The 22,702-nt window shown below is 62.6% G+C and carries 18 protein-coding genes; 10 read left to right on the top strand and 8 right to left on the bottom strand.

Annotation, left to right across the window (positions count from 1 at the left end; genetic code table 11):
• The first annotated feature begins 135 nt into the window (after positions 1–135).
• From K2Y42_RS04045 to K2Y42_RS04035, 3 genes are all read left to right on the top strand, one after another.
• Entirely contained in the window at positions 136–1,263 is a 1,128-nt protein-coding gene (locus tag K2Y42_RS04045) for an agmatinase family protein (RefSeq protein ID WP_291150180.1), read from the top strand.
• A 62-nt stretch (positions 1,264–1,325) separates the two neighbouring features.
• Positions 1,326–1,865, top strand: a complete 540-nt coding sequence (locus tag K2Y42_RS04040; protein ID WP_291150176.1) for a HupE/UreJ family protein — start codon at positions 1,326–1,328, stop codon at positions 1,863–1,865.
• 122 nt (positions 1,866–1,987) lie between these two features.
• Positions 1,988–4,180: a TonB-dependent receptor gene (locus K2Y42_RS04035; RefSeq protein WP_291148747.1), complete on the top strand. Its 2,193-nt coding sequence runs from the start codon at positions 1,988–1,990 to the stop codon at positions 4,178–4,180.
• Positions 4,181–4,269: 89 nt separating this feature from the next.
• Here K2Y42_RS04035 and K2Y42_RS04030 read toward each other — a convergent pair whose 3' ends face one another.
• The 6 genes from K2Y42_RS04030 to K2Y42_RS04005 all read right to left on the bottom strand — a co-directional run bounded on the left by K2Y42_RS04030 (position 4,270) and on the right by K2Y42_RS04005 (position 12,370).
• Positions 4,270–4,557, bottom strand: a complete 288-nt coding sequence (locus tag K2Y42_RS04030; RefSeq protein WP_291148746.1) for a hypothetical protein — start codon at positions 4,555–4,557, stop codon at positions 4,270–4,272.
• A 339-nt stretch (positions 4,558–4,896) separates the two neighbouring features.
• Entirely contained in the window at positions 4,897–5,433 is a 537-nt protein-coding gene (locus K2Y42_RS04025) for a formaldehyde-activating enzyme (RefSeq protein ID WP_291148743.1), read from the bottom strand.
• A gap of 53 nt (positions 5,434–5,486) precedes the next feature.
• On the bottom strand, positions 5,487–7,838 hold the full coding sequence (locus tag K2Y42_RS04020) for a DUF1989 domain-containing protein (RefSeq protein ID WP_291148742.1): 2,352 nt from the start codon (positions 7,836–7,838) through the stop codon (positions 5,487–5,489).
• 78 nt (positions 7,839–7,916) lie between these two features.
• A complete protein-coding gene (locus K2Y42_RS04015; protein WP_291148740.1) occupies positions 7,917–9,281 on the bottom strand; it encodes an NAD(P)/FAD-dependent oxidoreductase in 1,365 nt (454 codons plus the stop codon).
• 67 nt (positions 9,282–9,348) lie between these two features.
• Positions 9,349–10,467, bottom strand: a complete 1,119-nt coding sequence (locus K2Y42_RS04010; RefSeq protein WP_291148739.1) for an aminomethyltransferase family protein — start codon at positions 10,465–10,467, stop codon at positions 9,349–9,351.
• A 109-nt stretch (positions 10,468–10,576) separates the two neighbouring features.
• On the bottom strand, positions 10,577–12,370 hold the full coding sequence (locus K2Y42_RS04005; RefSeq protein ID WP_291148738.1) for an APC family permease: 1,794 nt from the start codon (positions 12,368–12,370) through the stop codon (positions 10,577–10,579).
• Between the two features lie 344 nt (positions 12,371–12,714).
• Here K2Y42_RS04005 and K2Y42_RS04000 point away from each other — a divergent pair, with 344 nt between their 5' ends.
• Both K2Y42_RS04000 and K2Y42_RS03995 read left to right on the top strand, forming a co-directional pair.
• Positions 12,715–13,443, top strand: a complete 729-nt coding sequence (locus K2Y42_RS04000) for a hypothetical protein (RefSeq protein ID WP_291148735.1) — start codon at positions 12,715–12,717, stop codon at positions 13,441–13,443.
• Positions 13,444–13,468: 25 nt separating this feature from the next.
• Positions 13,469–14,227 carry an FCD domain-containing protein gene (locus K2Y42_RS03995; RefSeq protein WP_291148733.1) on the top strand — a complete coding sequence of 253 codons (759 nt, stop codon included), beginning with the start codon at positions 13,469–13,471 and terminating at the stop codon, positions 14,225–14,227.
• Between the two features lie 24 nt (positions 14,228–14,251).
• On the opposite strand, the gene K2Y42_RS03990 is transcribed toward K2Y42_RS03995, so the two are convergent.
• Positions 14,252–15,481: an ABC transporter substrate-binding protein gene (locus tag K2Y42_RS03990; protein WP_291148732.1), complete on the bottom strand. Its 1,230-nt coding sequence runs from the start codon at positions 15,479–15,481 to the stop codon at positions 14,252–14,254.
• A 291-nt stretch (positions 15,482–15,772) separates the two neighbouring features.
• On the opposite strand from K2Y42_RS03990, the gene K2Y42_RS03985 reads away from it, so the two are divergent.
• Complete coding sequence (locus tag K2Y42_RS03985) at positions 15,773–17,050, top strand: ABC transporter substrate-binding protein (RefSeq protein ID WP_291148730.1); 1,278 nt, start codon at positions 15,773–15,775, stop codon at positions 17,048–17,050.
• Between the two features lie 3 nt (positions 17,051–17,053).
• On the opposite strand, the gene K2Y42_RS03980 is transcribed toward K2Y42_RS03985, so the two are convergent.
• Complete coding sequence (locus tag K2Y42_RS03980) at positions 17,054–17,824, bottom strand: FCD domain-containing protein (protein ID WP_291148727.1); 771 nt, start codon at positions 17,822–17,824, stop codon at positions 17,054–17,056.
• Positions 17,825–18,151: 327 nt separating this feature from the next.
• On the opposite strand from K2Y42_RS03980, the gene K2Y42_RS03975 reads away from it, so the two are divergent.
• The 4 genes from K2Y42_RS03975 (at position 18,152) to K2Y42_RS03960 (ending at position 22,667) form a co-directional block, all read left to right on the top strand.
• The gene (locus tag K2Y42_RS03975) at positions 18,152–19,933 is read left to right on the top strand and encodes an APC family permease (protein WP_291148724.1); all 1,782 of its coding nucleotides are present in this window, start codon (positions 18,152–18,154) and stop codon (positions 19,931–19,933) included.
• A 101-nt stretch (positions 19,934–20,034) separates the two neighbouring features.
• Complete coding sequence (locus tag K2Y42_RS03970) at positions 20,035–20,640, top strand: dimethylamine monooxygenase subunit DmmA family protein (RefSeq protein ID WP_291148723.1); 606 nt, start codon at positions 20,035–20,037, stop codon at positions 20,638–20,640.
• Positions 20,637–21,596 (top strand): PDR/VanB family oxidoreductase, encoded by a 960-nt coding sequence (locus K2Y42_RS03965; RefSeq protein ID WP_291148722.1) that lies wholly within the window; start codon positions 20,637–20,639, stop codon positions 21,594–21,596. The genes K2Y42_RS03970 and K2Y42_RS03965 overlap by 4 nt, the downstream gene beginning before the upstream one ends.
• Positions 21,597–21,626: 30 nt before the next feature.
• On the top strand, positions 21,627–22,667 hold the full coding sequence (locus K2Y42_RS03960) for a DUF3445 domain-containing protein (RefSeq protein ID WP_291148720.1): 1,041 nt from the start codon (positions 21,627–21,629) through the stop codon (positions 22,665–22,667).
• Positions 22,668–22,702 lie beyond the last annotated feature (35 nt).

Genomic DNA, 22,702 nt, shown 5'->3' with positions numbered 1-22,702 from the left:
GGACAAGACAGAGAAATGGGCAAGAAGCCACACGACGGTGACCACGGTCACGACCACGATCACGATCACGTTCCCCACGTTCATCGGCACAAGCCCCATGGCGTGAAGCGCGAGGAAACGCACGGCCACCGGACGATGGAGACCCTGTCGCGCATCTCGCAGCGCAAGCAGGACGAGGAGGTGCGGCAAGGTCTCGAATTCGGCCTCGAAGCGGCGGAGTCCGTGATCGACCGCAACATCTCGCTGTTTAGTCGCGGCCATCAGCCAGCCTTCGCCGGCATCAACACCTTCATGAAGGCGCCCTATTGCGAGGACATCCGCAAGATCGGCCAATACGAAGCCGCCTTCGTGGGAGCCCCGTTCGATTCCGCGACGACCTATCGCCCTGGCACACGCTTCGGGCCGCAGGCGGTGCGCCGCATCTCCGCTCTGTACGACGGATACTGGTTCGACGGCGGCGTGGACATCTACGAAGAGCTCAACCTGTGCGATGCGGGAGACATCTTCGTCATCCCGGGCAACATCGAGAAAACCTTCGACCAGGTGACGAAGGCCGTCTCGCACATCTACACCTCCGGCGTTTTCCCGATCATCTGCGGCGGAGACCACAGCCTCGGCTTTCCGAACGTGCGCGGCATCGCCCCCCACATCGACGGCAATGTCGGGATCATCCACATCGACCGGCACATCGATATCCAGGAAAAGGATATGGATGAGCGCATGCACACCACGCCGTGGTTCTGGACGACGCACGAAGGCGGAACGCATTCGCACCGCGACCACAGCCACATGCACGATGTCGGTCTTCCGAATTGCCATCCGAAGAATCTCGTTCAGATCGGCATCGGCGGCTGGTACGGCAACCGCCCCGGAACCGAGGTCGCCAAGCGCCGCGGTACGAGCGTGCTGACGATGCACGACGTGCAGACGTTCGGTCCGAAGAAGGCGGCGGAAGTCGCGCTCGAAATGGCGTGGGAGGGCTGCAAGGCCGTCTATCTGTCATTCGACATCGACTCCATCGATCCCGGCTTCGCGCCTGGAACCGGCTCGCCCGAGCCGGGCGGCCTTCTGCCGCGTGAAGCCTTCGAGATGATCCACACGATCGCCAAGGAAGGCCTGTGCGGCATGGAGGTCGTCGAGGTCTCTCCACCCTACGACGTCAACGACAACACGGCGCAGCTTGCGTGCCGCGTCGTCCTCGATGTGCTCGGCACGCTTGTCGCCGAAGGTCATATTGGTCATCGCAACAAAGTCATGAAGTGAGACGCGCCATGCTCAATCGTTCTGTCGTTCGGACAGCCCTCGCGGGAGTTTTGTTCGCCCTGATGTCCGGCCATGCGTCGGCTCACGTCGGGCACGGAGAGGTCGACGGGCTCATGCATGGCTTCATGCACCCGATCGGCGGTCTGGATCATATGCTGGCCATGGTCGCGGTCGGCCTGCTGGCGGCCGTTCTCGGTGGGCGCGCGCTCTGGATGGTGCCAGCGGCCTTCATGGTGATGATGGCGGTCGGCGCGGGGCTCGCGATGTCGGGCTTCGAGCTGCCGTACGTCGAACTCGGCATCTCGGCGTCAGTCGTCGCGCTCGGAGTCGCGGTCGCGCTTCAAATCCCTCTGCCGCTGACGTTCGCTATGGGGCTCGCCGGCTTCTTCGCGCTTTTTCACGGTGCAGCGCACGGCGCAGAAATGCCCGTCGATGCGTCGGGCGCGAGCTATGCGGCCGGCTTCCTCGCCGCGACGGCGCTGCTGCATCTTGCTGGCATCGGGCTGGGACTGGGCGCAAGCCGCCTCGTTTCGACCAGCAACGTGATGTCGAAAATTGCAGGCTGCGCAATCGCGATCGCTGGAGTGTTCCTCGCCGCGTGAAGCAAGGCGCGCATGGTCTCTGACACGCCATGGAACGACAGGCTGGCTGGCGTTCTGTAGGAAAATTCGTCTTTGCGGCACCCCGTGACAGCGCACGGGATCGCTCATGAGGATGCATTTTCATGTCGATCTACCGTATCGTTCCTGCCGTTTCACTTTTGCCCGCTCTGTCTTGCATTTCGTGGAGTACCGGAGCGCTGGCGCAGGGGGCAGCAGAACTGCCCCCCGTCGTCGTCACGACCACCCAGCCGAAAGCGAAGAAGGCGCCGGCCGCTGCGTCCCTGCCAGCCAAGCCCTCGGCCGGCGCGCCATCCGCGCCAGCGGTCGCTTCGGATTTCGCCGCGGTCGAGAGCCTCGATCCGCGCGCGGGAGAAGTCGGGTTCGCGCAATCGGCAAGCCAGGGCTTCGTCAGCGCCGCGGAGCTGGCGAGCGTACCCGTTTATCGCACAGGAGAAATGCTCGAAGCGGTGCCCGGCCTCATCGTTACGCAGCACAGCGGCGAGGGCAAAGCCAACCAGTACTTCATCCGCGGCTTCAACATCGACCACGGCACGGATCTCGCAATCACGATCGACGGCATGCCTGTCAATATGCGCACGCACGGCCACGGCCAGGGTTACGCCGATACCAATTTCATGATCCCTGAAATCATGCGCGGGCTGTCGTTCCGAAAGGGACCGTACTACGCCTCGGAAGGGGACTTCTCGTCGGCAGGCGCAATCCATCTCGATGTTGCCGACAAACTCGAAAGAAACTTCGGCCAGGTTGAAGTTGGCAGCTTCGGCCATCGCCGCGCTGTTGCCGGTATGTCGGCGCCGGCCGGCCTCGACGGCACGGTGGTTGTCGCGATGGAAGCCGTGGCCTTCGACGGCCCGTGGGAGCGGCCGGACGATCTCAAGAAGCTCAACGGCGTGCTTCGCTATTCCAACGGCAGCTACGCGAACGGTTTCGCGATCACCGCCATGGCCTACTCCGGCCACTGGTACGCAACCGATCAGATTCCGCAGCGCGCCGTCGACTCGGGCGCTCTCGATCGTTTCGGCACGCTCGATCCCACCGACGGCGGCGCGTCCCATCGCTACAGCCTGTCCGGGCGCTGGCATGAGACCGACGCGACGACGGCAACGCGGATCAACGCGTACGTCGTGAAAAGCGATCTCTCGCTGTTCAACAATTTCACTTACTTCCTCAACGACCCGGTCAACGGCGACCAGTTCCGCCAGACCGACGACCGCCTTATGGCCGGGCTGAACGCCAGCCGCACGTTCTTTGGCATGCTGACGCCCGGCATCCGCAGCGAAACCACCATCGGCTTCCAGACCCGATACGATGACATCGACGTCGGGCTGTCGAATACGCGCGACCGGGCCCACGTTTCGACCGTGCGTCAAGACAGCGTTCAGGAGGGAAGCATCGGCGTCTTCGCCGAAAACACGCTGCGCTGGACGAACTGGCTGCGTACGACGGCCGGCCTGCGCGCCGATTTCTATGCCACGGAGGTATCCGGCGACAGGGCTGCAAATTCCGGCAGCGAATCCGACGCAATTCTCAATCCAAAGTTCGGCATCGTTCTCGGCCCCTGGGCGGATACCGAGCTCTATCTCAATGCCGGCACCGGATTCCACAGCAACGACGCACGCGGCACCGTGACGACGATCGATCCCGTCAGCCTGACGGCAGTCGATCCGTCGCCGTTCCTTGTACGGTCGGAAGGCGCCGAGATCGGATTGCGAACGCAACCTGCTTCTGGAATTACCAGCACGCTCGCCGTCTTCGTCCTCGATTTCGATTCCGAGATCGTCTTCGTCGGCGATGCCGGGACGACGGAGGTGAGCCGGCCGAGCCGCCGCATCGGCGCCGAATTCACGTTCGACGCCAAGCTGACGCCGTGGCTGACCCTGGATTTCGATGCTGCCTACACCCACGCCCGCTTCCGCGAAGATGATCCGGGCGCACCGGGCCGACACATTCCGGGCGCCGTCGAGGGGGTCATATCGGCAGGGCTGTCATTCGACAATCTCGACGGCTGGTTCGGCCACGTAAAGGTGCGCTACTTCGGCGAACGGCCGCTCATCGAGGACAACAGCGTGCGCTCGAATTCGAGCACGCCCGTGTCGGCGCGCATCGGCTACAGGTTTGACAACGGCTTCATCGTCCGCCTCGACGGCTACAACCTGCTCGACGAGGAAACAAGCCAGATCGACTACTTCTACGAGTCACGGCTTCCAGGAGAGCCGGCGGGCGGCGTCGAGGACGTTCATTTTCATCCGATGGAGCCGAGATCGGTGCGGCTGTCGGTGACGAAGGAATGGTAGCGCACCGCCGCGTTGACCCGCACCGCCCAGAATACCGCCGGCGAGGAGTGCCGGCGGCATTCAAGGACTGAGATCGGCGCGCGATCGAACTAACTGCTTACAAGTTCGCGCGACCTCGGATGTCCACCGTCCAGCATGCGGTAGATGATGCCGGGTGGCAGAACGAACTCGCCGTCACGCAGCGCCGCCGGATCGAAGGCGCCCTTGTTCTGCGCGGTCACGCCCGCATAGCGATACGCGCGGCCCCACTCGTCGCGGACGATTTCGCGGACAAGCGTGTCCCCGTACTTGGCAATGACAGGCCCCGCGGCCGTCACGTTTCGCAGAATGTGGGGCTCAATGTAAAGCTGTCCGCCAAAGTAGACACTGTGCGGCATGGCTCACCTCCGTCCCGGGAAGCGCGTCACGTCACGAAACGCGCGACGCGCATCGTACAGAAACATCAACGGGAAATCGGGATGCGGTGTCGTGGGAGCGTCTGTGCGCATGGGCGCCACCTCCAAGTATGAGATGGGGCCGTCCCCGTTGAGCCTTAGCGCAGGTCGTCCAGCGCCCACCTGCATTATCTAGGCGGGGATCGCTGACAATCAAGCTCTGGGTCGCGCTTTGCGGCGCATTTGCTTTTGTGCAGTGCAAAGAAAAAAAGCGAGAGCGGCAAGGGGAGTAAGTCCACCGCTCTCGAAGTGCGCACGCTGGGGAAAAGAGAGGAAACGTCGTTAGTCGATAACGCCCGCGAGGGCGTAGTGAGAGATCTTGGTCCGGTTGGCGATCAGTTGCTCGACAGTCGGCTCTCCCTTCATCGCACGGCCGATGGCGATCTTCGTCGCCTCGTAGTTCGTGCGGTAGAGATCCTTCTTGTCGAGGTTCGGGTCGTCGGGGCAGCGCGGATCGAGCCAAACGGTGATGATCATGCAGACGTCGTTGGCGATATCGGCCGGCAGGATGCCTTCCTTCAGGCAATCGACGATTGCGTCGCCGATGGCACCTTGAACCACGCCGCCGAACAGGCCGATGTAGGCCTCGCTCGTGATCGTGACCTTCGACGTCATCATCGTCGCCGGGCGCACCATCTGGTTGAGGTCGCGGATGACGAAGAACCGCGTGTGGCCTACGGTCTGCCCCATCATCGATGCGAACGCCGTGCCGACCGGCCCCTTGACGGAGCCGATGACGACTTCGGGCATCGCGTCCGTGACCTGCCCCTCGGCGGCCAATACAGTCGCCTCGCCGGCGCGGAACCAAATTTCCGACATGTTATCCTCTTGATCCTTGCTGTTTGTCGAACTCAATGGACGGAAGTCCAAAGCTACATGCGAACCCGCTTTTTCTCGGGGTCGTAGAACGGGAACGGCACGACGGTCGCTTTCAAGCGCTTTTGCATGCCATCGAGGCGGCCGACTTCCAGCGCGCCGCCGGCCTCAGAATGGGCGACATCGACGCGGCCGAAAGCCAGGGTCTTTTTCAGGAGCGGCGAGCGCATCGCGCTGGTGACGATGCCGACCTGCGCACGCCCGACGAAAATAGGATCGCCATGCGACGGCTTTTCGTTGCCCGCGATCTCGAGGCCAACGAGCTTGCGCAGCGGATTGGCGCGGCGTTTTTCAAGTGCCGCCTTGCCGATGTAGTCCTCTTCCTTCTTCTGCGGCACCGTAAAGCCGATGCCCGCTTCGAAGGGGTCGGTGGTCGAGTCGAAGTCGTGGCCGCCGAACACGAGGCCCGCTTCGATGCGAACCAGATCGAGCGCGTCGAAGCCGAACGGCTGAATGCCCATGGGTTTGCCCGCAGCCATCACCGCATCCCACACCGTCGGTGCATCCTTGGGATGGCAGAACAGCTCATAGCCCAGCTCGCCCGTGTAGCCGGTGCGCGAGATCAGCACGGGCGTGCCCTGAGGCCCGCCGATGCGCCCCGTCGTGAAACGGAACAGTCCGAGTTCCTGGATCGTCGGCCGCCCCGGGGGCGTCTGGATGATCTCTAGCAGGATCTCGCGCGAGCGCGGACCCTGAACGCCCACGTTGTGGATTTCAGCCGTTGCCGTTTTCAGATGCACATTGAAGCCGGACTTGGCGGCCTGCTCCTTCAGCCAGAGCAGGCTCGCGTCGTCGCCGCCGATCCAGCGGAAGTTGTTGTCGCCCAATCGGAACAAGGTGCCGTCGTCCACCATGCCGCCGTGCGGATAGCACATCGTCGTGTAGAACACCTGCCCGACGGCCAGCTTGCGCACGTCTCGCGTCACGATGCCTTGCAGGAACTGTTCGGAATCCGGGCCCAGCACTTCCATCTTGCGCAGCGCCGAGAGGTCCATGATGACGGCGCGCTCGCGGCACGCCCAGTATTCCTCGATGGCGCCCGCGTTGGCGAAGCAGTGCGGCACCCAGAAGCCGCGGTAATCTCCGAAGTTGCGCGTCAGAGCCGACGTGCGGGGATGAAAACCGGACTCGCGCGTAAATTGGACAGGAGCATCCGCTGTCATTCTGTATCCGATCGAACGTTTGAAGGTTGCGTCTCTGGGGTAGACCCGGACCTGGATTTCGGTCAGGCGCCAGCCATTGGAGGGATCAATGTCGGAGGGGCACGACGAGGCCGCGCACACGAGGTCGGTGAGCGCGCGCATGACGACATAGTCGCCGGCCCGCGACCACGGCTCGTCCGACCAGATGTTGTTATGGGCGTCCACGTTGGTGTTGTAGAAGAAGTTGATGGCCGGCCAGCCCGTGTGATCGCCGATCGGATACTCCTTCAACTGCGTGTTGAAGTTATCCGTGCAGTTGGGATGGCCGAAGTAGCCCATGTCCTCGTAATAGCGCGTGGTGCACGCCAGGTTAAACGTGTCGTGGCGGCCGACCGTATCCTGCACGATCTCGACCAGCGGATTGCGATCCTGATCGAAGAATTTGGAGTGGAGGCCGGGCGTCGGATAGGCGGCGCCGTTGAGGGTGCGCGTCGTGACGGCATCGAGCCCCTGCGAGCGCCCTTCATCGAGCGCCCTGCGATTGAAAGCGAGGAAGTCCGAGCACTGGCGGCCCTGCACGTCGATGATCTGGATGTACTCGCCTTCGTAGACCTCGAACTTCTCGGCGCTGGCGACATTCACCCGGATATCGAGGCGAGGCTCCGCGATGGGATCCGGCAGGCTGGCCTGACCGAGCACACGCGGGCGCGCGCGCTGGATGAAGACAAGAACGTCGGTCGCCGGAGACTGGTCCCAGACGAGCATGGGAGTTGCCGGCGCGCCGAGCACGACGAACACGGTCTTTTCGGCGTGCAGGCTGATCAGGTCGCTGACAGTAGAGTCCGGACCGAAGACAGTTGCTGCATGCGCGCGTCCGATATCCAGGCCACGGCGATACAATCCGAAACGAACGCGTGCGGCGTCTTCGCTGTCGCGTTGAAGACAGTTTTGAATGCCGGTCGCCTTCGCCTTGCCCGTCAGGCCGAGCGCGCCGAGATCGCTCTTGCCGCCGCTGCCGAAAACGACGATCTCGACCGATTGGCCGCCCTCGAGCGGGCTGAGCTCGATGCGATCGCCCCTATCCAGCTCGAAGCCGGCCGTTCCGCCGCCCTTCAGCACGAAGCGTTCGACACCCGGATCGAGGGAGGGGCTGCCAGCCACGAAGATTTTGGGTCGGGCGCTTGAAGTAAGAATGGCGTCGGTCATGTGTCCTGCCCTTCAGTAAAAGCGATACGCTGGCCGCGCCCGAAGGCGCGGCCAGATCGATTGCTGCAAGCCGTGCGATTACTCCGCGGCAGCGGCCTTGTTCGGCTGGTTGAGGAACGTCTCCAGCGAGTCGTCGAGCGCACTGAGCCACGGCGTGTGGTGCACGGGCGCCAACGTCCCCGTCAGGGTCGATTTGAACGCCTGGTCGCGGTAGGTCAGGATGTTGTCGGACTTGTGATGCTCCCACACCTTGAACATGCGTGCGACCTCGTCGACATCGAGACGCGGATAGTCCGTCGCCTGCAGGAGATCGCGAACGAACTCGGTCTGGAAATCGATCGCCTCGAACGCGTCCTTGACGCCCTCCTCGGAGGCGGTCCACTTCTGGATGTCGTCCATCATGACGCCGGGGTTCGGCAGTTGGATCCGCCCCAGCACGACATCGCGGGCGTACCACGCTTCAGCGTCAAACATGTTGAAGGTGTAGTACTGATCCTGAATGCCGATATACATGCACTTCGGATTGCTCCACCAGAAGATGCCCTTGTAGAGGTTCGGCGGATACAAGCGGTTGCGCGACTTCAGACGCAGCGGATCGTCCAGGAACGGGAAGTGGTTGGAGTAGCCTGTGCAGAGAATGATGGCGTCGAAATCTTTCTTCGTGCCGTCCTTGAAGTAGCAGGTCTTGCCTTCGACCTTTTCAAGCAGCTCGCGCTCGTCGAGCGTCTCCGGCCACTTGAACCCCATCGGCTTCGTGCGCCAGCAGAACGTGACGGACTTGGCGCCGTACTTGTAGCACTGGATGCCGATGTCCTCTGAAGAGTAGCTCGATCCGATGCACAGCACGTCCTTGCCGGCGAACTCGTCGGCAGAGCGGAAGTCGTGCGAATGGAGCGTGCGTCCCAGGAACTTGTTGAGGCCTGGGAACTCCGGAGTGATGGGCGTGGAGTAGTGGCCGCAGGCCACGAAGACATAGTCGAAATCGGAGGTTTGCAGCTCGTCCGTCGTCAGGTCCTTGACGGCGACCGAGAACTTTTCGGTGTCGTTGTCGTAGGTGACCCAACGCACGGCGTGGTTCAGCCGGATGTAGTGCGTAATGCCGCTGCGATCGATGCGGCCCTTGATGTAGTCGTGCAGCACGGCGCGCGGCGGATACGACGGGATCGGCCGGCCGAAGTGCTCTTCGAACGAGTAGTCGGCGAACTCGAGGCACTCCTTGGGGCCGTTCGACCAGAGATAGCGATACATGCTGCCGTGTACCGGCTCGCCGTACGAGTCGATGCCCGTGCGCCAAGTATAGTTCCACAACCCGCCGTAGTCGCTCTGGCGCTCGTAGCAGACGATTTCCGGAATCTCGGCGCCCTTTTTGCGGGCGCTTTCGAAGGCGCGCAGAACGGCCAGACCGCTTGGTCCTGCGCCGATGATTGCAATGCGTTGTCTCATAACGTTTCCCTTTCGCTCGGATTTATCGCGTGATCTTCACGTTTGGTTTGAGGGGGTGGCGAGCCGGCTAAGCGGATGCGCCTTCGGGGTGCGTACGGCGACGCAGCGGGTCGTAGAACGGCATCGGAACCACGGTTGCGGACCAATCACCGTCATCGGTGACCTTGAGCGCCGTGCCGATCTTGGTGTGCGACGGCTCGATCTGCGCCATCGCCAGCGACTTCATGAGATGCTGGCTGTAGGTGGTGCTGGTGATGACGCCCACCTGCTTGCCGTCGGCCAGCACTTTCGCGCCGGGCGTGATGGCCTTGTCTGCGGCGACTTCCAAGCCGGTGATGAACGAACGCTCCTGGCCCTTCTTGGCGGCGAGTGCGCTCTTGCCGATGAAGTCCGCCTTCTTGAGATCGATGCTCCAGTCCGCGCGGACCTCCCAAGGCGTCGTGTCGCCGTGGGTCATGTCGTAGGGGAAGAACAGGAGGCCGCCTTCGACGCGAACGATATCGAGGCACGCCCACGACACCGGCATCGCGCCCTTGTCGCGGCCCGCTTTCAGGATCTCGTCCCACAGGAACGGCGCATCCGCAGCCGAGCAGAACACTTCATAGCCGCGCTCGGCCGAATAGCCGCCGCGCGCGAGGCGCACGTCCTTGCCGAACAGCTTGGACTTCGCGTGATGGAAGTAGGCCAGCGCCGGCAGATCGAGCGGCGTGTGCGGCGCCAGGATTTCGAGAGCCAGCGGGCCCTGCAGCGACAGGATATGGACGTCGTTGTCGGGCGCGATCTTGACGTCGTACTTGCCGGCCTCGGCCGCGAAGGCTTTGTCGAGATTGCCGCCGCCGTGCGAGATCCGGAACTCCGTCGGTCCGTCCACATAGACGATGACGTCGTCGATCAGCGCGCCGGTCTCGTCGACGATGTTGGAAATGTGCGAGTCGCCGGGCTTCGCCTTCGAAACGTCCGACGTGAGCACGTGGTTGAGGAACTTGAGCGCATCCTTGCCCGAGACGTTGATGATCCGCAGCGCGGAAACGTCGAACAGCCCGGCGCGATAGCGCACGGCCGCCGTCTCGTCATAGGGGTCGGTGCGATAGGTCTGGGGAATAGCCATTCCGTTCCACGAAACGGACTCGAGGTCGGCGCCCAGGGCGAGGTGCCGATCGTTGAGGGCTGACTGTCTTTTACTCATTGGGGGTTTCCATTTTCGCCATTGCGAACGCTTTTTTGTTTGGGGCGTCTTGTCGATGTCGCGCGGACCGAGGCGGGCAGTTGCCTCGGTCCGCGCATTGGCCTGACGCTTAAGCGGGGAGCTGGAAGTACCAGTTCGAAACCAGCACCACGATCAGTCCGGCGATGAGCGTGAGGTAGGGCAGGAAGCCCGCCTTGCGGCGATTAACGTCGGCCTGGGTCAAACCGAGGTCGCTCAGCATGTGAGCCGGGAAGACGCCCTTGTCCTGCACGTAGTGACGGAACAGGAACACCGGGATGATGAGGGCAGCCGTTGCAAGGCCGGCCCACAGCGCGATCGGATTCCACACCTTCGCGCCCGCTCCCATGAACACTGCGTTCACGAAGGCCAGGACGGTGCCGACAGCAAGCACCCAGGTCGGCGCCCGCCACGGACGGGGAACGTCCGCGTTGTCGATGCGGTGGATCCAGCCCGCGTTCAGGTTGAGGAAGTTGAAGATGATGTAGCCGCAGTTGGAAACGGCCAGGATGAAGAAGAAGCTCGTTGCGTCGGCGCAGGCGATTGCAAGGATGCCGAGGTTGACGACGAGGTCCGTCCACATGGCTGCCGTCGGCGCGCCGTGCGAGTTGACGTGGCTCAGGTACTTCGGCAGCCAGCCGTCGCGCGAGCCCTGGTACAGCGTGCGCGATGAGCCTGCCATGGCAGTCATCAGGCACAGCATCAGAGCCAGGATCATCATCATCACGAGCAGGCTCGTGACCCAACCGCCGTGACCGACCATCGAGCCGAGAGCTTCCGCCACGCCCGATCCGTCGACGATGGACGGGGCGAGCATGCCGTCAAGACCCAGCACACCCTGGAAGGTGAACGGCACGAGCGTGAACAGCACGAGGCAGAGCAGGCCCGAGTAGAAGATGGCCTTGAAGGTATCGCGGCCCGGATCGCGGAATTCGCTTGTGTAGCAGATCGCCGTTTCGAAGCCGTACGTCGACCAGGCGGCGATGAACATGGCGCCGAGGATGAGCGTCCAGCCCGCAACGTCCCACGCGCCGATTTCGGGAGCGTAGGCCGCCTTGAGTGGCGTCAGCGGTGTGTAGTTCGACCAGTCGATCTGCCCCGTGAGGATGGGCACGATGCCGACGATGAACATCGGAATGATCACGGCGAGGCCGATGAACTTCTGAACGCTCGCAGTGCCCAGAATGCCGCGATGCTGAATGGCGAAGGTCACCAGCATGAGCACCGCGCCGATGAAGAAGGCGGCGTTGAACGAGAACGAGACCGGTCCGAGCGCACCGTGGAACAGCGTCCAGTTGCGGATGGAGGGCGTCAGTGCCGCGACGGCGTCAGCCGAAAGAAGCGCTGCGACCGCATCGGCAGCGGCCTTGCCCTGGTTGGCGACAAGCCACTCGGCAACGCGGGGAGAGTCGGCTGTGATGGACGAGGCATGAGCGCTGACCCATGCCAGGACCTGTGCCGAGTCGGCCGGCGGTACCGGTGCAAGTGCGTTGAGGATGTAGGCGGCAGCGATGGAGCAGCCGAGCGACAGAACCGGCGTCCAGGCGAACCAGTTGCACCACACGGAGAGGGGGGCAATGATCTTGGAGTAACGCACCCAGGCGGCCGCGCCGTAGATCGAAGCGCCGCCCGACTTGTTCGGGAACAGACCGGCGATTTCAGCGTACGTGAAGGACTGGATCAGTCCCATGATCATCGAAACGAACCAGACGAGGAAGGCGAGTTTGCCTGCCACGCCGGCGATTCCGCCGATCGAGAAGAGCACGAGAGCAGGAACGCCGCTGGCGACCCAGAATGCTCCCCTCCAATCGATTGCTCTGATGAGTTGGCTGGAAGAGCCGGCATTTGCTCCCCCATCCGCAGCTAGCGTTCCCGGTACGGCCATCGGCACGACTCCTGAAAAATGCGGCTTCTAGTTCTCCGTGTCGTTCGCTCCGTTGCGGTCCCCCACAACCAAGGTCCTAACAAACCAATTGGAACCAATTTGAACCAACGGTTTCCAGATGTGTCCATTTTACGCAGCCCAGCTATGCGGACAAGTCATAATATTGAGCTGCTGAGCCCGGTTTTCAGGCGTCAAGACGGAAAAAACCGTTATTTTATGGACTTAAGACAAATGGTGCGTTGCGAGACTATTTTGGTTTTAATTGGTTTAAATAGGTTGCAATGCATTTTTATTCAGATACAATCGCGAGTTAAGCGACAGACCATTCGATGTGGAAAACCGGCGTGGACCCCGTGAAATGTGAGCCGCTGACGCAAATCTGGGCAGGCGCGACGCTCGATGGCTTTCGCTTCATGGCCACCGGAGAGAGCGAATCTGCGGCTCGCAGTTGGGTCGATGCGTTCGGTCTCATCGGCGAGCATCGCCACGGCGATGCAGTGGCCGCGGTTGCGTTGTCGAACACCGCGGTCGGCAATGCGCTGCTCGATCGAGCGCCTGATGCACGCGCGGATTTTCAAGCGTCTGAAGACTGTTGGCATGCGGTGGCTGAGACAGTCGAAATGCGCGAGCTGCCGATCGCGCCGACGAGTTCATCGTTTCACTTCCGCCTTGCCGCGCGTGATCCCGACGCGTTCACGCGCATGCGTCGCAAACGCTATGTGCAGCTCTGTCAGGCGGGCCGCGAAATCGCTCGTTTCAATAGTCTTCAGGCCCGTTCTGCGCGCAGCACGCCCGAGCTTGCGGCGCGCAGAAAGACGCTTCGGCACAGTCTCACGCAGGCGTTCGGAGCATCGTGCGCGGAGCTAGCTTTTCTGTCTGCGCGGGATGAAGGCGCTGGCGCCGCGCACGCGTCACTTTACGAATCGAAAGCGAAAGCCGTGAGCCGGATTGTCGAAGCGGCGAAGCCACCGCTGGATTTCTGGGCACGGCTCGATTGCGCTGTACGGCTGGCGGCGCTGTTGATGCCGCCGCCGCGTGCTGCGAATGTCTCGGCATCCCGGGCGGCGCGCTGAGGCTGATGCGAACGAAGGAGCGAGCATGAAGCTACCCTGGCTCACCGATGTCACCAAACATCCCTTCGTGCCGCTACAGGTAAAGGAGATCGCGACAAAGATCTTCGATCGCATTGCGCTGCTTCAATACCCCTATGGAACGCGCATCCCCGCCGAGCGCGACCTTGCCGAAGAGTTCAACCAGTCGCGCGCAACCATCCGCCAGGCGCTCGATTTTCTGGCCGCCTACGACGTGGTCGCGCGCAAGCCGGGCAGTGGGACCTTCGTCAGCTACGCAGCGCCCGAGCCGCCGCCCGAGGTGGTCGCTGCCGCGACCGTGACCTCCGCCGGATATCCGACGATCAGTCAGCTCGCCGAAACGGCGTCGCCGTTCGCGATGAACATCGCGGGCTCGATCATCGAGCCGGAAATGGTGCGCCTCGCCACGATCTACATGTCCTCACGCGATATCGCCGAGCTGTCGCAGCAGGTCACCATGCTTGAGACGGTCGTGACCGAGGCGGACAAGTTCGCCGCGCTCGAGGAGGGGTTCATGATGATCATCGCGCGTGGAACCCACAACTCGTTGATCGTCGCGATGTACGCCATCCTGCACGAGGTGCGCCGTCATCCGCAGTGGGCTGCGAGCAGGCGGGAGATGCTGACTCCGGCGCGTATCCGCAACAATCAGCACCTGTACCGGTCACTCTTCAACGCCATCGAGCGCAGAAACGTCGAGACGGCCGTGGAGCTGATTACGCTGCACGTTTCAAGCACGCACGAGACGATGATCTACGAGTCGTGATCGGAGGCGCGAGCGCGCGTGGCGCTACGTCGACGACGCGACGGATTCGCGCTGGTCCCACATCAGGTCGAGCGCGCGCAGGTGCCGGATCAGTCCCGCCTTGTGCTTCGACCACCACTCGCGCATCGATACGAACTCCTGGATACGCGCGCGTCCGTTCTGGATGGCGACGACAGGCCAGTCGCCCACGAGTGCGTTATCGATGCCGAAGAGGTCGCGGCCCCACCAGATCGCCTCGCCGAACGCATGGTGGCCGACGCCGCCCACCTTCATCATCGACAGCACGGAGAACGGCTCGAACGTGCGCGCCCGCTGCACGGCCGATTTCCAGAGTTCGAGCGTGGAGGCGTACTCCCACGAAACCGCGCTCCATGAGCCGGGGAAGCGCCTGCAGAACTCGTCGTAGAAGGCGTTGGGGTCTTCGAAGTTGATCTGCGGTTCGTTGAGGCGCTGATCGTCGAAATCCGGGAATTGGAACACGAACCCTTCCATGAACTCAGGGCTGGTTCGCTCGATGAGCTCCGGATAGTTGTCGCACGTGCAGGAAAGAAGCTGCCCTTTGAAGCCGCGGTTGAACGCTTCGATCGTAAGCGAATGAACGAAGGGCTCGTATACCGTATCCCAGCAGAGGATATCGGGGGATGCGGCCATCATCCGTTCCACGATCGCGCCGAAATCTTCCACGTCGGGATCGAACAGGCATTCCGCCACGAGTTCGATGCCCGCCGCCTCGAAGGCCGCGCGATACGTCGCGATCGATGGCAGGCCCAACATGTCGCGCTGGGCGCACATGGCGGCGGTCTTGAGGTGCGGCTTCGTGCGGCGAAGCCAGTCCACGCCGGTGACGTTGTAAAGGGGATGGACCTCGCTCGGCGCAACCAGGGTTGGGCAATCCGGCGAGAGGTCGGTCGGCAGCAGTGTGGCGACCAGCATCCGGTACTGGCTGACGAGCCGCCTCACTTCGGGCGATATGTCGTCGCCGCCGATCATCAGCAGCAGCTTGACGCCGTCTTCGAGGATGAGCTTGCGCGCCCCCTGCAGGGCGAGCTTCGGCTGGTACATCGTGTCGAACTGGATGAGTTCGATCATGTACTTCCGGTTTCCCACCTTCAGGCCGCCGGTGCTGTTGATGCGGTCGATCCAGATCATCGCGCCATTGAGGCCCGGAACCGCCCAGGACTTGAGCGCCCCCGTGAGTGGCGCGAGGAAGCCGATGCGGATCACCGTTTTGGAGCTGAGACCGACGTCTCGCATGGCAACTGCGAGAGCTGATGCAACCGCGCTTCGGGGCTTTAGGGCCATATAGGGGTTCTCTGTAAGCGGTTGGGTCGTGGGCGGTTGCGGGCCGTAGATCTTATCCGATCGTCCCGGAAGCGGTCATCACTCATCTACGCGAGTGCGGGCGGCAGGAAAACTGTACATTCGGCGTGGTGCAAGCTCTTGACCAGCGTCAATGAATGCGCAGTAAGGTACTGGACTTGGAGCGCAGACCGCGCCTGTGGACTGGTTCGCCCGGTCCGTTACGCGCCCGCAACCAAACGGCCGATGATCCACCGACCACGAAGCCCCCTTTCGTCAGCGCTGTCGACCGCCCTGCCTCAGCTGTCCATTCAGCGCAAAGGCACGGTCAACGTTGGATTCCTGGCGCCCTTGACCGGACACTTGCATTCCTGGGGTGAACCGGGACTGCGCGGGTGCGAGATCTGGCGCGACCGGCTGAATGCGAATGGCGGCCTGCGCGTCGGCGACCGGAGCTATCTGGTCAACATCGTGCCGTACGATACCGGGTATACCCCTCAGGGGGCCTTCGCAGGTGCACGCAAGCTCGTCCTCGAAGACGATGTTCGCATTCTGCTCATGGTCGGCGGCAACGATTTTTCGCGCGAGGTGCGCGATTTCGTGAACGAGCACCGGGTGCTCACCACCACATTGCTGCCGACGGACCTTTCGCCGGACACGCAAACGCTGTTCGCCCCGAGCGAGGTGCATCCACTTTACAACGTGACGGGCGTGGACTGGCTCAAGCGAAGCGATCCGTCTCTGGGGACAGCCGTTCTGTGCACGCAAAACGACGAGCACGGGCTCCCGTCCATCGCGACCTACCGCGCGGCCTTCGAGGCTGCGGGCATCCATCTTCTCGCCGAGCGACTGTTCCCCAACACGACAAGCGATTTCTCGGAGATCGTGGCGAGCCTCTTGGCTCTCGAACCCGACATCCTCTGTTGGGATACGGCCTACGAGCCCTTTGTGCACGCCATGACGATCGAGGCCTACAAGCAAGGGTTCAAGGGGCGCATTCTCTCGTGCACCTGCGACGCCTACCAGCGCCTGGTCGAGCAGACCAGCGAGGAGTTCATGGAAGGCTTCGTCTTCCAGTTTCCGGATTTCGACGATCCGGCCCTGCTGGAGCCGCAGATCAACTTCTCTGAACCGCATGCGTTCTACGAGGAGTTCTGCAGGCGCTATCCGGACAACTGGAGCTCCGTGTCCTGGTCATATGTGTCCGCGCTGGAATTCTGGAAAGACGCCGTCCAGCGCGCGCGCACCTTCCATCCCGCGGCCGTGCTGGCGGCCGTGAAGATCGGCGGCAAGGGCAAGCACGTATTCGGTGAGGCCGCGTGGTGGGGGCGCGAGCTCTTCGGCATCAACAACGCGCTGGTCGGCTGTTGGCCGGTCGTCATGATCCAGGGTGGACGAGCGCGCATCGTCGAGTTCGGATCGATCCTCGACTGGTGGGAGCGTCACGGCAGCATTCTGATCAAGCACGTGCGCAGCATGAACCTGATGTGGGATCAGCGCGCGCGTTTGGTCGCCAAGCTGTAGGCGTCAGCCGCGCGCCACGACCACATCGTTCTCGTCGGCGACGATGAGCTTCATGAACTCGACCGCCGTCTCGACATCCCGTGCCGCCAACGCTTCGTAGAGCGATTGAAGTTTGTTGCGCTCGTCCGTGAGGCGCGACGGCGTCAGCGTCTGGGCGCGGATGCGGAGCCATTCCGGCTGGCGGCGGATGGCATCGACCACGCTGTACATCGAAATCAGCACGGGGTTGTGCGTTCCCGTCGAGACCGTCAGCAGAAACTCCCTCTCTAGCTCGGCAAACTCGGCCGCCTCGGTGACGATCTCGACCAGGCGCTGCGCCAGCCGGGAGAGGTTCCGCAGATCGCTGGCCGACATGTACATGGCCGCCAGCCTCACCATTTCCGGCTCCACAATCGAGCGAACGATCGTGAACTCGAACGGGGAAGCGGCATCCACAATCGCGGAGATGTCGAGCAGGCCGTCGGTGGTGAGCCGCGTTGCCCCGAGTTTCGGCGCGGGCTTCGCCCGATAAGCGACGAATGTCCCGCTGTTGGGGCGCCGCCGGACGACGTCATAGGATTCCAGGAAGTCGATCACTTGCCGCGTCGCGTCCCGCGTGAGCGCAAGCTCTTCGGCCAGGTCCCGTTCGGAGGGTAGGCGGCTGCCGTAGCTGACGGTGCCCGATGCGATCTGGTCGAACAGCGCCTTCGCGGCTGCCTTGATCTTGTCCTTCACGAACGCCGGCGCGGCCGACGCTTCTTCCCAAGGCGGTACGACACCGCGGCCGCTTGCCATTCGCCGTCTCCCGATAGTGCAGTGCCAAAAAATCAACAACAACATTATGCAACCATTGGCAACCAATGTCAACATCGCATATTCGCGGGGCATGAATTATCCCTACGCCGACGATGTTTAGCCGGGAAAGCGCAAAAATGAGCCAATTCCCTGATGTTTTTTGCGGCGCAGCGTGACGTGAGGCTATTCATTTGGGGAATTATTTTTTCTTGCCATGCCAATCCTCGTTCGGTACGGATGGAAACCGTAGCAACACTTTGTCGCAGTTGGGTGCAAATGGTTGTTAATGGTTGTCAAAAAAAACACGAATAATTGGGGAGAAGACTGATGGCGATACTCGAGTCACATTCGGGGACGGGCCCCCCCAGCCGTGAGCTGGTTCGATCGATCGACTGGCGCGGCGCGTTCTGGGTCGCCAGTGGCGTCCCGGCCCTTGTGCTGTTTTCCATCGGCGGCATCGCCGGCACGAGCGGCAACGTCGCCTTCCTCGTCTGGATGGCCAGCATGTGCATGGGCTTCATCCAGTCGTTCACGTACGCCGAGATCGCCGGTCTGTTTCCGAACAAGTCGGGCGGTGCATCCGTGTACGGCGCGTCCGCCTGGGTGCGCTACTCGAAGCTCATTGCGCCCCTGTCGGTCTGGTGCAACTGGCTCGCCTGGACACCGGTTCTCTCGCTCGGCTGCTCGATCGCGGCCGCCTACATCCTGAACGCGCTGGGGCCGATCCCCGGCGCCGACTCGCCCGATGTCGCGGCTTGGATCTCGGCCAACGCAAATTCCATCGCCGCAGACAGCCCGCGCATTGCGGAATGGCGTGCCGCGAACGCCGGAAAGACGTCGAGCGATGCGGTTGCCGCGCTTCTCGCACAGGACGGCGTTGCCGCGCTCACGCCGGCCTTCCGCACCTGGACGCTGGCCCACGGCACCATCGGCCCGGTCTCGTTCTCGCTCAACTGGACGTTCTTCATCGGCGTTGCGCTGATGCTGCTGACGTTCGCCATCCAGCATCGCGGCATTCTCGGCACGGCCAACGTGCAGAAGTACATCGCGCTCCTGGTCATCGTGCCGATGTTGATCGTGGGCATCGCCCCGATCGTGACCGGCCAGATCAACTGGGACAACTACAGCCCCCTCGTTCCGCTGAAGCAGGCCTACGTGGCGGAAACCGGCGCCTGGGACGTCGGCGGCTGGACGCTGGTGCTCGGCGGCATGTTCATCGCTGCCTGGTCGACGTACGCGTTCGAAACGGCGATCTGCTACACGAGCGAGTTCAAGGATCCGAAGACCGATACCTTCCGGGCCATCTTCTATTCCGGCCTTCTCTGCCTGGTGCTCTACACGCTGGTGCCGTTCACGTTCCAGGGCGTGCTCGGCCTGAACGGTATGCTTGAGCCGTCCATCGTCGACGGATCGGGCGTTGCCGCAGCGATGGGCAAGATGGTCGGCGGGTCGGGCTTCATCACCAACATCATGGTGATGCTCATGATCCTCGCGCTCATGCTGTCGATCATGACGGCAATGGCAGGCTCCTCGCGCACGCTCTACCAGGGCTCGGTCGACGGCTGGCTGCCGCGCTACCTGTCGCGCGTGAACCACCATGGCGCGCCTACGGCCGCGATGTGGTCGGACCTTGTGTTCAACGTTGGTCTGCTCGCAATTGCAGCCGCCGACGCGACGAGCTTCTTCTTCATCCTCGCCGTGTCCAACTGCTGCTACATCATCTTCAACTTCCTCAACCTCAACTCCGGCTGGATCCACCGCATCGATAACGGTCAGATCCCCCGTCCCTTCAAGGCACCGACCTTTCTCCTGGCGCTCGGCGTGTTGTTCGCATTCGTCAACGCCGTGTTCCTGGGAGCGGGTGCGAAGGTCTGGAATCCTGTCGCCCTCTGGGCCGGCATGATTGCGGCCGCGCTCATCATTCCGGTGTTCCTGTTCCGGCACTACGTACAGGACGGCGGCAAGTTCCCGCCGAACATGTTGCAGGACCTTAACCTCACGCAGGCTGATCTCGGAAAGCGCAAAGCTGGCGTGCTGCCTTACCTCACGCTGGTCGCGGGCCTCGCAGTCGTGCTCGCGGCGAACTGGTTCTTCCAGTTGCCCGGCTAGTGAGGTGGAGGGGCGGCCGTCTCTCGCCGGCTGCCCCTCCTTCTTCGATTGAAGTGCGGTCGCGCCCAGCGGTGCGGCGGAAGTCCCTCGGAGGATGATCTATGCTTGTTGATGGGATTAAGAGCAGACCCCAATACCCGGGATTAACGGCGGATGCGTTTGCAAAGGTGCACGTGTTCGCTGCCGACGGCGACGGCGCCCAGGCCGTTATCGATCTGTTCGAGCGGCAGGGACGAGACATCAACGGCCGCGTGATCGTCGTTTATGCGGACACGGCCCCGGGTGCGCCGGACTACGCCTCGCGCCTCGAAGCGCTTCCGGTCGAACTCGTGCACTGCATGCCGACTGTCGCCACCGCCATCACGCGGCTGGTCGGCGTCTTGAATGTGGCGAGGATGGGAACGCGCATCTACGCCTCGGGCACGGAGACCATGATCGGCCTCACGGTGCAGCTCGCCCAGGAGCTGGGCATGGATCCGGCCACCGTGATCACCGAGCATCGGGGCTCGCGCGCGCGCCGCGTCCAGTGCGTCCATTGCAAAGGCATGACAGAGAACGTCACGACGAACATCGTGACGTGTGCGCACTGCGGCTTGAGCCTCCTTGTCCGCGATCACTACTCCAAGCGTCGCGCAGCCTTCCAGGGCGTTTGCGTCGATGCCGAGGTCCGCGGCGAAATCCCCGAAATCACGGAGATCTTCAAATGAGTGGGGCTGATATTCCTGTCCGCGTTGCCAGGGTGGAAACGGTCGCCGAGCGCATCAAGCGCATCCGCTTCGTTCCCGTCGACGGCCGTCCGCTTCCCACGTTTTCGGCCGGCGCCCACACCGTGGTGACGATGCGCGACGGCGCAAAGACCATCAAGAACCCCTATTCGCTGATGGGGCCCCTTGGAGACACCACGGGCTACGAGATCAGCGTGCTCCGCACCAACAACTCTCACGGCGGGTCGCAATTCGTCCACGAGAAGCTGTTCGAGGGCGCGTTCGTCACCATCAGCCACCCGTCGAACCTGTTTGCGCTCGATCTGCGCGCGCGCAAGCACCTGTTGATTGCCGGCGGCATCGGCATCACGCCGATCATGGCGATGGCCGATCAGCTCCATCAGATCGGCACGCCGTTCGAGCTGCATTACTCGACCCGCACGCCGAGCTCCGGCGCTTATGTCGACGAGCTGAAGCAGCGCTACGGCCGCAAGATCCATCACTATCAAACGGTCTCCGCGCGCCGGATCGATCTTGCCAACCTGCTGAGCCAGCAGCCGCTCGGCACGCATCTCTACGTCTGCGGGCCGGACGTCATGATCGAGGATGTGCTGCGTCTCGCCCGTGAAGCGGGCTGGCCCGAGCAGCATCTCCATGCCGAGCACTTCACGTCACCGCGCGGTGGCTTGCCCTTCGACGTCGAACTGGCGAAGTCCGCGCGAACGGTCCGCGTCAAGGAGGACGAGAGCATTCTGCAGGCGCTCGAATCCGCCGGCCTCGAGCCTCCGTACCTCTGCCGTGGCGGCGCGTGCGGACAGTGCGAAACGGCTGTCTTGAGCTGCGATGGAAACATCCTGCACTACGACCATTATCTCACCGACGAAGAGAAGGAGCAGGGGCGCAAGATCATGATCTGCGTCTCCCGCATCAAGGGCCAACGGGTCACGCTCGACCTCTGATCGAGAACAGATTGCGGAAAGGATCACGCGATGAATCAGGAATTCAAGAAAACGACCTTCCGGGACGACTACACGTTCTACAACAGCCCGGAGTCCATCCGCCGCTTCCCGTTCCCGTTCTGGGAAGACAAGTACATGTACTCGGTGAACATCGAGCCGCACGTCAAGGGCCCGGCGGGATCGGTTTACGAGTTCCCCATCGACATCAACGAGCACTACGTCTCGGAAATGGCCGATCGGGCGATCGTCCTCAAGGAGGATCCGCTGCGCTGCCAGGCGCTGCCGCACATGATGCTTGCCCAGTGGGACTTCCTCGAGCTGCTCATGACGAGCATGGCGCGGGACTATCCGCAGTGGTTCTCGCTCACCACCGAAGGCGACCACTGGCACTGGATCAATAAGCCGCTCGGCATCGACCAGAAGTTCACGTTCGGCGATCCGTCGACGCTTCCGCAGGAGCCGATGGAGTACATCGGACGTCAATGCCAGGGCGACTTCTCGATCCAGGATCAGCGCGACGGCCAGCTTTGGATGGACGCGGGCATCATCACGACCCAGGCCGATTGGTCTCTCGATTTCGACGTCGGCATGAACTTCATGGAGTGGCACGGGCCCGTTCCGCTTGCCCATGACATGAAGGTGTTCGATCGCGCGCTCAAGTTCCTGCTCAACCTGCAGCTTGGTCAGCCGGTTCGCCGCCTGAACTGGACGATGACGATCAATCCGCGCCTCGATACGAGCCCCGAGAACTTCCACAAGTGGGGATCGGATCGCACCACCGTCACGCCCGAGAACGTCGGTGACAAAGTGCATCTGCGCGTCGAGCTTCAGGCGCTGTTCCGCCTGCCGCGATCGAACGCGATCCTGTTCTCCATTCGCGGCTACCTCATCAAGTTGCGCGAGCTGGTGACGGTTCCGAAGTGGGGGCGGCGCCTGCCGCGCGTGCTCGGCAGCCTGCCGATGGAACTCATCGATTACAAGGGCATCACGCGCTATCGCGACACGACCCTCGAGTGGCTGGCCAAGTACGACGATGGGCAGCCGACGTCTCCGGGCGGCGGGCCGGATTGAGCCGCGCCTGCCGCGAAAACATCAACGCGAACACT

The organism is Hyphomicrobium sp. (assembly GCF_019744875.1).
Lineage (GTDB): Bacteria > Pseudomonadota > Alphaproteobacteria > Rhizobiales > Hyphomicrobiaceae > Hyphomicrobium_C.
This window is presented reverse-complemented; position numbering and strand designations above follow the sequence as displayed.